Source organism: Spirulina sp. LEGE 11439, assembly GCF_059821285.1.
Genome location: NZ_JCAMRX010000016.1, coordinates 98,093 through 107,467 on the forward strand (window position 1 = coordinate 98,093; position 9,375 = coordinate 107,467).

A 9,375-nucleotide genomic window follows, 5' to 3' on the forward strand; every position below is an offset into this window, starting at 1 on the left:
CGATCGGGGATATTCTAGAAAAACAAGTTAGGCAAAAAATAGTGTTTGGCGCACTAACTTTTACGTTTAAACAATATCAATTTGCGATCGAGAAGGAGCCTTAATTCCTTGGAAACTCATAAAGAAAGAATTTTGGTTGTTGATGACGAAGCCAGTATTCGTCGAATTTTGGAAACCCGCCTCTCTATGATTGGCTACGATGTCGTTACGGCAGCCGATGGAGAAGAGGCGATCGAAACTTTTCGCAATATGGAACCGGATCTGGTGGTTTTGGATGTCATGATGCCTAAACTCGACGGGTATGGGGTTTGCCAAGAGTTACGCAAAGAATCAGACATCCCCATCATCATGTTAACGGCTTTGGGGGATGTGGCCGATCGCATCACGGGATTAGAACTGGGGGCTGATGATTATGTCGTCAAGCCGTTCTCTCCCAAAGAGTTAGAAGCGAGAATTCGTTCGGTACTGCGCCGGGTCGATAAAAATGGTGGTTCGGGGATTCCCAGTTCTGGGGTAATCCAAGTGGGATCGATTCGCATCGATACCAATAAGAGACAAGTTTACAAAGGGGACGAACGCATCCGCTTGACGGGGATGGAATTTAGTCTCTTGGAATTATTGGTCAGTCGTTCTGGGGAGGCTTTTTCGCGATCGGAGATTTTGCAGGAGGTTTGGGGGTATACTCCCGAACGTCATGTAGATACTCGCGTAGTGGACGTGCATATCTCTCGCTTGCGGGCTAAATTAGAGGACGATCCCAGCAATCCGGAATTGATTCTCACGGCACGGGGTACGGGGTATTTGTTTCAGCGCATTCTCGAATTAGGAGAAGAGTTATAACTTAAAGAAGAAGAGAAGAGGAGAAGGTGTAAATCTTCTCATTCTTCATCTTTTTCTCGGTAGATGAATTCTCGAATAACTCGAATCGCCTCTGTGGTGCTGAAATGAATTTCATTACCAGTATTTGTCAGAAAAATTTACTCGATGTCAGAACGCGATTAATATTTGAGACGACCCCGGAAAAGATTTGCGACAAGAATTTGCTGAAAAAATTCGGCGATCGCCTTATATCAAAAAAGTGACAAATTCCTTACAGTTTAACTCTTGGCAAACTCATCTCATTATAAAGATATTGGTGAAGTTCTCAAAGAATTTCAGATTACTTATACTGAAGCTAATTTTATGGATGAAGTTGAGTTTAATATCTCCGACTATTTCCGAGAAGACTTACAAACTGTTATGCGGGATGGAGTTCCGAATTCCTCAGAATTCTCAATTTGCGAGAATCTTATTTATCCGATACTGAAAGAAGTTTGGAAAAGTTATCGCAGCAATTTTGTTTTATGGGGTCATAAATCTCTAAATTACGATGAGAATCTTTCAGGGTTTCCTGAATATATTCTCGCAAAACGTTCTCCTCTCGGAAAATTTGTGTTTGAGAAGCCTTATTTTTTATTAGTTGAAGCCAAACAAGATAAATTTCTGAAGGATGGGCGCAATGTCTGGCTGAAATGGTAGCAGCCCAACGACTAAATGACGAATTTAAAATCCCTATATGTTGGAATTGTTTCTAATGGTAAAGATTGGGAATTTGGTAAGTTAGCAGAACAAGTATTGACTCAAAATACAAATCGATATTTTATTCAAGATTTAGATAATTTATTTGCTGCTGTAAACTATATTTTTCAACAATGCGAGTTGCAATTAAATGAATTAGTTACTGCTTAGGAATATGGCTAAAGCCACGCGACGCGATCGCATCTACACACTCTACTTTATTTTATCCAAACATGGCTAAATCCGATCCCAATCGCATTCTACGTTTATTGCCCTTAGTTGTGGGCAGTTTAGGAGGCATTTTACTGGTGGTTAACCGATCGCTAACCATAGAACTGACTTCAACTCAATCTCGTTCCGATGCTTTGGGGATTTTACTGAGTGCGTTATTAATTTTGGTGGGATTAATTTGGCAGCAAGTCCAACCGCGATCGCCCGATGTGGTTGAATTAATTGGGAAAGAACGATTTGAACTGGAAGAAACATTACCCGAAAATGTTAAAATTGAATTCGCATGGTCTTCCCATTTATTGCTCACCAATACGGTAACGCGAGTTATTATTATCTATTATCAAGGTAAAGTTTTAATGCGTCGAGGTATTTTGCCCGAGCAAAAAGAAATTCAACCGGGAGTAATTTTAAAGCGGGTTTTAGAAAAACAAAAACCCGTTTATTTAGTCGATTTAAAAGTGTATCCCGGTCGCATTGAATTTGACTATTTACCGGAAAATACTCAAGGTATGATTTGCCAGCCTTTGGGCAAGGAAGGAGTATTAATATTAGGGGCAAATGCGCCTCGCAGCTACACCAAAAAAGACGAAAAATGGATTGAAGGCATTGCCGATAAATTAGCAGAAACGTTGCAAAGATCCGATTTTCTCTAGTCTCATTAATCTCGATGAAACCAAGCGGTTAAAGCTACTGCGATCGCATCGGCAGCATCATCGGGTTGAGGTAAGTATTCTAAAGAAAATTCCCGCGCAACGGCCTCTTTAATATCCTGTTTATCTGCATTACCATATCCCGTTAAAGATTGCTTCACCTGACCTGGTGTAAACTCCACATAAGGTAACTTTGCCTGCGCTAACGCTAATACTATTACTCCTCGCGCTTGTGCCACAGCGATCGTATTGCCCATACGATAAAAGAATAATTTTTCAATCGCAACTAAATCGGGACGAACTTCCCGGATCAACTCCTGCAAGTCCTCGTAGATCGTACAGAGACGTTCCCCAAAAGGTGTTTTTGCTTGGGTTTCGATAATGCCAAACTCCAACAATTGTATCGTTGTCTCATTCGTTTCTACTGGACAAGCGATCGCGCCAAACCCCAAACTCGCCAAACCGGGATCGAGTCCTAAAATTCGCATAAAAACCATTCAACCGATCGCAGTACAAGAGAACTTTATAATCTTTTGTGCCACTTTAACAACTGTGCCGCGCTATCTTCAAATCAACAGCGATCGCGGGTGGGAATTGCTAAAATAACCGCGATCGACCCATAACCCATCACGAATAACCCCATAACCCATAACAAAATGGTTGATATTCTCGAACAAGCACTACGCTCCTTCAAAATGGAAAAATCCAGTTGGGCTGCAGTGAGTCGCAAAACTCCCAAACGCCTGCATCATTGGTTTAAATGGCTGGCTCCCGGTCTCTTTATCAAGCGTTGGTTATTGATTAGCGTCACGGGAATTCTCTGTACGGTTTTAGGGCTTTCGATTTGGGTGGGACTGACTCCCATTTACCGTTTAATGGGTTTAATTTCCGATATTTTGGAGGCGATCGCCCGCTTTCTTCCCAGTTATATCTCTGGACCCCTTGCGATCGCCTTGGGACTCTTCCTCGTATTTTGGGGACAAAGCCGCAGTTTTGGAACCATTACCGAAGTCCTCAAACCAGAAAGCAATGAGGAATTGATCGATGTTCTTACTGCTTCTCGTCGCTTGAACCGAGGTCCAAAAATCGTTGCGATCGGGGGAGGAACGGGGCTATCAACCCTGTTGAGAGGATTAAAGGAATATAGTGCCAATATTACCGCTATCGTCACTGTAGCGGACGATGGCGGCTCTTCTGGACGATTGCGCCGGGAAATTGGCGTACTGCCTCCGGGGGATATCCGTAACTGTGTTGCGGCCTTGGCAGCAGAGGAAAAATTACTCACGGAGTTGTTTCAATATCGCTTTAATGCCGGAGATGGTTTATCCGGTCATAGTTTTGGGAACTTATTCCTCACAGCCATGAGTGAAATTACGGGAGACTTGGAAACGGCGATCGCCGCCAGTTCTAAGGTTTTAGCGGTCAAAGGGCGAGTTTTGCCTGCCACCCTCTCTGACGTGCGCTTATGGGCAGAATTTGCCGACGGACGGCGCATTGAAGGCGAGTCAAATATTCCCGAAGCAGGAGGGAAAATCGTGCGAGTCGGCTGCATTCCCGAAAACCCTCCTGCCCTTCCCACCGCGATCAAAGCCATTGAAGAAGCTGATTTTATTGTTATGGGTCCGGGGAGTCTTTATACCAGTATTATTCCTAATTTACTCGTTCCCGAAATCTGTAACGCGATCGCCAAGACCAAAGCCCCGCGTATCTATGTCTGCAATATCATGACCCAACCCGGCGAAACTGGGGGTTATACGGTTGCCGATCACATTCGCGCGATTGATAATATCTGCGATCGCCGCTTATTTGATGCCGTTGTCGTTCACGGTCGCTCTCCTTCGGCACAAGCTTTAATTCGCTATGCTGGCGATAATTCGCACCCCGTTTACCTCGATCGCGAAGCCGTGACTCAATTGGGACGGCGGATCGTTCTTGCTAATATTATGGATGAAGATCCCGAAACGGCTTATGTGCGCCACGATCATCAACGACTGGCTAAAGTTTTATTACGCTGGTATGGCAGAACTCATGGTTTTAAATTTAAAGAATCATAATGGAAAATTCAACATTAAAAAATGCTGAGGAAACTTTAGAGTTAGGGCAAGAGTTGGGGCGATCGCTACCTGCAAATACGACTCTTCTACTCATTGGCGATTTGGGAGCCGGTAAAACAACGTTAATCCAAGGAATCGGCGCAGGTTTAGGAATTCACGATCCGATTGTCAGTCCGACTTTTACTTTAATTAATGAATATTTAGAGGGACGTTTGCCTCTTTATCATTTGGATTTATATCGTTTAAATTCTGCGGAGGTCATGGAAATTAACCCGGAAATTTATTGGGAAGGTCTTGAAGTTACACCTGGAATTACCGCCATTGAATGGGCGCAGCGCTTACCTTATAAGCCGCCCACTTATTTAGAAATTTATCTCGAACTCGCAGGCGATGGCATCAGAACCATTCGCTGCAATTCTGTTAAGGAGAAATGAAAATACGCAAAAGAAAAAGAAGAAAGACTTGCGATCGCTCTTTCTTCTTTTCCTCAAAAATACCTCTGTGCAGGTAAAATTGGAAGACAAAATTTTCAATGCAAAATGAATTCTGAAAATATTAATTCATTCTTAAATAAGCGGCTTCAGCTTCCAAATTCTTTAATAATCGATCGTCACCCGTACTCCGAGCAGCTTCCATACGATGTTGCAAACTTTTCCGCAAACTATCCCGATGGTTAGCAGCAGCTTGTTTTAAGATTTCTTTGCGATTGTTATTCATGATTTGTCCGTCCGATTGCATGAAAAGTGTTTGATTGCTTATTTGTTATGATACTGTGACTTTGCAAGAAAGAGTATCGATTGTTACAAAAAATTTACGAAGTTGGGGGGTGGAGAAATTGAAAGCGGGAGGAATCATTGCCTTGCTCAGCGATTTTGGATTGCAAGATGTTTACGTCGGGGTAATGAAAGCAGCGATCGCGCAAATTAACCCTCAAATCATAACGATCGATCTGACTCACGAAATTCCCCCTCAAAATATCGCTGCGGGGCGTTTTTGCTTGTTGAATGCCTCTCCTTATCTTCCTTCAAAAACTGTTTGCGTTGCGGTGGTAGATCCGGGGGTGGGTGGCGATCGCCGAGGAATTGCGCTACAAATTGGCGATCGCTATTTTGTTGCCCCCGATAACGGACTGTTGAGCGGAATTTTGCAACAGGAGGAAGCGATCGCGGTAGTACAACTGGATAACCCCAAATATTGGCGCACTGCATCCCCGAGTTATACGTTTCACGGACGGGACATTTTTGCTCCAGTCGGGGCGCATTTAGCGAATGGCGTACCCTTAGAGGAAGTTGGCACAGCGATCGATCCTCGCAGTTTGGCACGTTTAGAGTTTCCTCCCTTACAATTCATCCGTGCAGAGATTCGTGGTTGCGTTCAGTATATCGATCGCTTTGGTAATTTAATTAGCAATATTCCCGCGTCCTCTGTTGCAGGGAAATCTTGGACAGTAAAATGGCAGGAGGGAGAAATTCCGGCGGGTTACACCTATAGCGATCGGGCTGTGGGAGAATTAATTACTCTGATTGGCAGTCACGGATGGGTAGAAATTGCCGTGAATGGGGGTAGCGCTCGCGATCGATTAGGTTGGGATTATGGCGATGCGGTTGCAGTTATCAGTGAACAGTTATCAATTGGATGATAGATTGATTTTAGCAAACTGCTCAAATTAACTATGAATCTTAAAACTATGAATCTTAAAGCGATCGACAGCAAATTTTTAACGGCAATTAAAGTACTTTCTACTATTTTAATAGCAGGAGCGATCGCATTAGAGGTGTGGATGTTTTATAACCGCTCTCAATGGCAAGAATTTCCTCATTTTCTCGTACTGATATTTTGGTTTGCGACTTTTGCACTGGTTAGTCATTTAGTTGAAGGGATTATCGGTACATTGGTTGCTTTTCGCCGAGAGAAAAATGCGATCGCGACCGGAATCTACATCTTTTTTACAGGCACAGTGGGATTATTAGAAGTCTTAGAATAATGACTAATGGGCGATAAGCGATCGCAAAATTCTCTTAATACTTTTAACTGAACAGTTTGAACAATGGTGACTCAATTACGGCAGCAAAAATCATCAGCTTTGTACGATCGCGATTATTATCTCTGGCTGCAAGAGACTGTCAACTATCTTCAGAACAAAAATTTTACCGAACTCGATCTCGAAAACTTAATTGAAGAAATTGTCAGTATGGGGAAGCGCGAAAAAAGAGCAATTGAAAGTAATCTCGTTATTGTGTTACTCCATCTATTAAAATGGAACTATCAACCCGCATTGCGATCGCGTAGTTGGAAGGCTAGTATCCGAGAACATCGCCGTCGTCTGCGCAAAGATTTGCAAGCCAGTCCCAGTCTGAAAAATTATCTAGAGGAAGTCTTTGCAGAGTGCTATCAAGACGCACGAGAAGCCGCCGCAGATGAAACGGGATTGCTTTTAGATACTTTTCCTATTGAGTCTCCTTTTCGCCCCGAGGATGCGTTAAATCCTGATTATTTGGCTCGAGAATCTGAAGAAGAATGAGAAGGAGTGAGAAGAGATTTTGAGTGCGATCGCATTCTCGAAATGTCGGGTTTGCTGACTTCTGAAGAGCGAGTCGAACAGTTAGCTTAAAATCAGGGAGTATTCAGAAAAATAACAATAGAAGTTCCAGAAATAACAAGTAATGTGAACATCCAAACGATTGACAAAATTACAATATGAGCGGTAGAATCGCTACGCCCTTTTGTTAATTCTAGCAATGCTTGCACGGATTCTTGATATGAGTCTGATATCGGACTCATTGGATTTTGTGGGGATAGGATAGGGATAGATGTGCGATCGGGTATCGGCAAATTTTGAGTTTTCTCTTTGGGTTGAGTTTGTTGAGAAGGTGTAAAGTTTTGCATTTTCTTGCTCCGTTGATTGTGAGTTAATTAAAGTTATAAAATCAAGTTTTTCTTAATCATCGCTTTTTCGTTTAGGTTTTCGTTTGGGTAAGTGGATATTTTCGATTTTGCTACATAATGTTCCCCAAAACATCCCTAGTAACGTTTTGAATAACTCCCATCGGATTTTTCTTGTAGATACTTTTCTTCTCAATAATCTTTTGTGCTTTGAGTCAAGATTTCCTCGCCAATCTTCAGGTAAGTATGAAAATAAATTTTTGATTATTGATGAATTTTCCACAATATTTACATTATTCTTAACTCGGACTGTACTTGTTAGCAACGTTGTCAGTGCTAGGGCTGTAGAAAAAATTTTAAGCGCAAAAGGATTCAGTCTTGAAAAAGATGATAACCCTAAAGCCAAAAGGAACACAAAAATAACAAGGATTTTGATAAACAAAGATAATTCCTTAAAAGAATCTTTAAAATCTTTGTGTTGTTTATCAAAAAATATGGAGATATCTCCAAGAAATGATAATTCTTGCAAGGAAACAGTCGAATCATCTTCTTCTAGACTTTTCTGTAGCTTTAATAGATAACGTTCTTTGACTTGTTCAAACGAGCGAGTAAACTCTACCCAAAATATCTCTTCTGTCCTTTTGTTTTCATTATTCATAGTAAATTCCTCCTTACGCTGTTTGTCCTTGTGATTTTGCAGCCAAAGCATTCCGATACTCGCGAACTTCGCTGAGAACCCTCGCACCCAAGCCATTAATTTTGTAATACTTGCGTCGCGCACCTCCTGTTTCCTCATCCTCATTGCCCCATCGCCAGTCGATGAGACCTTTTTTATCCAAGCGGTTTAACGCAGGGTACAAAGAACCAAACCCCAACTCACCCCCCGGACGTTCATCGAGGTTCAACTCGTCTAAAACCTCTAACCCGTAGAGTTCTCGACCTCCCATCAATACTGTGAGAACGTCCTCATCCAAGGGGGACAGACGAATCGGTTTATCTTCTGTTTGTTTCTTTCTAGGCATTGGCTACCTCTCAATATATCTATTTTTTCATAGTATTCGCATTTTTACAAATAGTCAAGAGGTTACAAGAATTTGTTTTTGTAAAATTGATTGCTTATATGCTATCATCTTACTATGGCAATCAAAATCGTTATCGATACCAATGTTTTTATTAGCGCTCTTATTGCTCAAACTGGAGCAAGTCGCGAATTAATTCGGCGTTGTTTGAAGAAAGAATATACACCTTTAATGAGTAATGGTTTATTTTTTGAGTATGAATCCGTGATTAACAGGACTGATGTAATGAATCGATGTCCTCTCTCAGAAGCAGAAATCATGAGTTTATTGGCAGCTTTAATGAGCGTGAGTGAATGGTTTTCCATTTACTATTTGTGGCGACCTAATTTAAGAGACGAAGCGGATAACCATATAATTGAGTTAGCTGTAGCGGGTAATGCTTCTCTGATTGCAACAAACAATATTAGGGATTTTCAAGATGCAGATTTGCTCTTTCCCAACTTATCGATTTTAAGACCTGAAGAAATTATTAGGAGTTAGATGACAATGGCAACATTAACAATTCGCTTACCCGATGACAAGCATTTGCGGTTAAAAGAATTAGCGAAAGCGAGAGGAATGAGTGTTAATAAATTGATGGAAGAACTTTCAACCATTGCTTTAGTAGAGTTCGACGCTCATACTCGCTTTAAAGCCTTGGCAACTATGGGAAACCGAGAAGAAGGCTTAAGAATTTTGGATAAATTGGATTCTATCTCAAGAGGTGACAAGGAAAGAGAAAAGTAGAGAGCATACGTTGGGAAATTTCAACAAACTTCTAGCTCTCGATTTTCTGTTAAACTAACACGATCGCACAGCAAAAAAGCCCCCCAAATAGGAGGCTTTAATTAGATTGTCCTAGCGGAGACAAATCTTAAATTAACTTTGCAACCTAGCCGTTGATAACAGGAGCTTGCAGAGCAACCGGAGCAGATTCACCCG

The 9,375-nt window shown here is 41.8% G+C and carries 15 protein-coding genes and 1 pseudogene; 10 read left to right on the plus strand and 6 right to left on the minus strand.

Features of this window, described 5'->3' with window-relative positions; all coding sequences use genetic code 11:
- Positions 1-108 precede the first annotated feature (108 nt).
- The 3 genes and pseudogenes from rpaB to AC6RV6_RS13270 all read left to right on the plus strand — a co-directional run bounded on the left by rpaB (position 109) and on the right by AC6RV6_RS13270 (position 2,441).
- Positions 109-840, plus strand: a complete 732-nt coding sequence (gene rpaB, locus AC6RV6_RS13260; protein WP_500241322.1) for a response regulator transcription factor RpaB — start codon at positions 109-111, stop codon at positions 838-840.
- Positions 841-1,104: 264 nt separating this feature from the next.
- Positions 1,105-1,728, plus strand: a pseudogene (locus AC6RV6_RS13265) (hypothetical protein).
- A gap of 62 nt (positions 1,729-1,790) precedes the next feature.
- Positions 1,791-2,441 (plus strand): cofactor assembly of complex C subunit B, encoded by a 651-nt coding sequence (locus tag AC6RV6_RS13270; protein ID WP_500241323.1) that lies wholly within the window; start codon positions 1,791-1,793, stop codon positions 2,439-2,441.
- 5 nt (positions 2,442-2,446) lie between these two features.
- Here AC6RV6_RS13270 and ruvC read toward each other — a convergent pair whose 3' ends face one another.
- Both ruvC and AC6RV6_RS13280 read right to left on the minus strand, forming a co-directional pair.
- On the minus strand, positions 2,447-2,935 hold the full coding sequence (gene ruvC / locus AC6RV6_RS13275; RefSeq protein WP_500241324.1) for a crossover junction endodeoxyribonuclease RuvC: 489 nt from the start codon (positions 2,933-2,935) through the stop codon (positions 2,447-2,449).
- A 74-nt stretch (positions 2,936-3,009) separates the two neighbouring features.
- Positions 3,010-3,132: a hypothetical protein gene (locus tag AC6RV6_RS13280; RefSeq protein ID WP_500241344.1), complete on the minus strand. Its 123-nt coding sequence runs from the start codon at positions 3,130-3,132 to the stop codon at positions 3,010-3,012.
- Here AC6RV6_RS13280 and AC6RV6_RS13285 point away from each other — a divergent pair.
- Positions 3,095-4,492, plus strand: a complete 1,398-nt coding sequence (locus tag AC6RV6_RS13285) for a gluconeogenesis factor YvcK family protein (RefSeq protein WP_500241325.1) — start codon at positions 3,095-3,097, stop codon at positions 4,490-4,492. The two genes, AC6RV6_RS13280 and AC6RV6_RS13285, sit on opposite strands and share 38 nt — an antisense overlap.
- The gene (tsaE, locus tag AC6RV6_RS13290) at positions 4,492-4,926 is read left to right on the plus strand and encodes a tRNA (adenosine(37)-N6)-threonylcarbamoyltransferase complex ATPase subunit type 1 TsaE (RefSeq protein WP_500241326.1); all 435 of its coding nucleotides are present in this window, start codon (positions 4,492-4,494) and stop codon (positions 4,924-4,926) included. The genes AC6RV6_RS13285 and tsaE overlap by 1 nt, the downstream gene beginning before the upstream one ends.
- A 121-nt stretch (positions 4,927-5,047) precedes the next feature.
- On the opposite strand, the gene pirA is transcribed toward tsaE, so the two are convergent.
- Positions 5,048-5,209: an arginine synthesis PII-interacting regulator PirA gene (pirA, locus tag AC6RV6_RS13295; RefSeq protein WP_500241327.1), complete on the minus strand. Its 162-nt coding sequence runs from the start codon at positions 5,207-5,209 to the stop codon at positions 5,048-5,050.
- Positions 5,210-5,327: 118 nt separating this feature from the next.
- Between pirA and AC6RV6_RS13300 the strand changes: the two genes are divergently transcribed.
- The 3 genes from AC6RV6_RS13300 to AC6RV6_RS13310 all read left to right on the plus strand — a co-directional run bounded on the left by AC6RV6_RS13300 (position 5,328) and on the right by AC6RV6_RS13310 (position 7,013).
- Positions 5,328-6,131: an SAM hydrolase/SAM-dependent halogenase family protein gene (locus tag AC6RV6_RS13300; RefSeq protein ID WP_500241343.1), complete on the plus strand. Its 804-nt coding sequence runs from the start codon at positions 5,328-5,330 to the stop codon at positions 6,129-6,131.
- 33 nt (positions 6,132-6,164) lie between these two features.
- A complete protein-coding gene (locus AC6RV6_RS13305; protein WP_500241328.1) occupies positions 6,165-6,476 on the plus strand; it encodes a hypothetical protein in 312 nt (103 codons plus the stop codon).
- Between the two features lie 63 nt (positions 6,477-6,539).
- Positions 6,540-7,013 (plus strand): DUF29 domain-containing protein, encoded by a 474-nt coding sequence (locus tag AC6RV6_RS13310; RefSeq protein WP_500241329.1) that lies wholly within the window; start codon positions 6,540-6,542, stop codon positions 7,011-7,013.
- A gap of 92 nt (positions 7,014-7,105) precedes the next feature.
- Here the strand turns inward: AC6RV6_RS13310 and AC6RV6_RS13315 are convergent, their stop codons facing one another.
- The 3 genes from AC6RV6_RS13315 to AC6RV6_RS13325 are packed head-to-tail and all read right to left on the minus strand — an operon-like array spanning position 7,106 to position 8,397.
- Positions 7,106-7,378, minus strand: a complete 273-nt coding sequence (locus tag AC6RV6_RS13315) for a hypothetical protein (RefSeq protein ID WP_500241330.1) — start codon at positions 7,376-7,378, stop codon at positions 7,106-7,108.
- A 52-nt stretch (positions 7,379-7,430) separates the two neighbouring features.
- Positions 7,431-8,033, minus strand: coding sequence for a hypothetical protein (locus tag AC6RV6_RS13320; RefSeq protein WP_500241331.1), 603 nt, complete (start codon positions 8,031-8,033; stop codon positions 7,431-7,433).
- A gap of 13 nt (positions 8,034-8,046) precedes the next feature.
- The gene (locus AC6RV6_RS13325) at positions 8,047-8,397 is read right to left on the minus strand and encodes a PadR family transcriptional regulator (RefSeq protein ID WP_500241332.1); all 351 of its coding nucleotides are present in this window, start codon (positions 8,395-8,397) and stop codon (positions 8,047-8,049) included.
- A 114-nt stretch (positions 8,398-8,511) separates the two neighbouring features.
- Here AC6RV6_RS13325 and AC6RV6_RS13330 point away from each other — a divergent pair, with 114 nt between their 5' ends.
- On the plus strand, positions 8,512-8,934 hold the full coding sequence (locus AC6RV6_RS13330; protein ID WP_500241333.1) for a putative toxin-antitoxin system toxin component, PIN family: 423 nt from the start codon (positions 8,512-8,514) through the stop codon (positions 8,932-8,934).
- Between the two features lie 6 nt (positions 8,935-8,940).
- Entirely contained in the window at positions 8,941-9,180 is a 240-nt protein-coding gene (locus AC6RV6_RS13335; protein ID WP_500241334.1) for a toxin-antitoxin system HicB family antitoxin, read from the plus strand.
- The last annotated feature ends 195 nt before the right edge of the window (positions 9,181-9,375 follow it).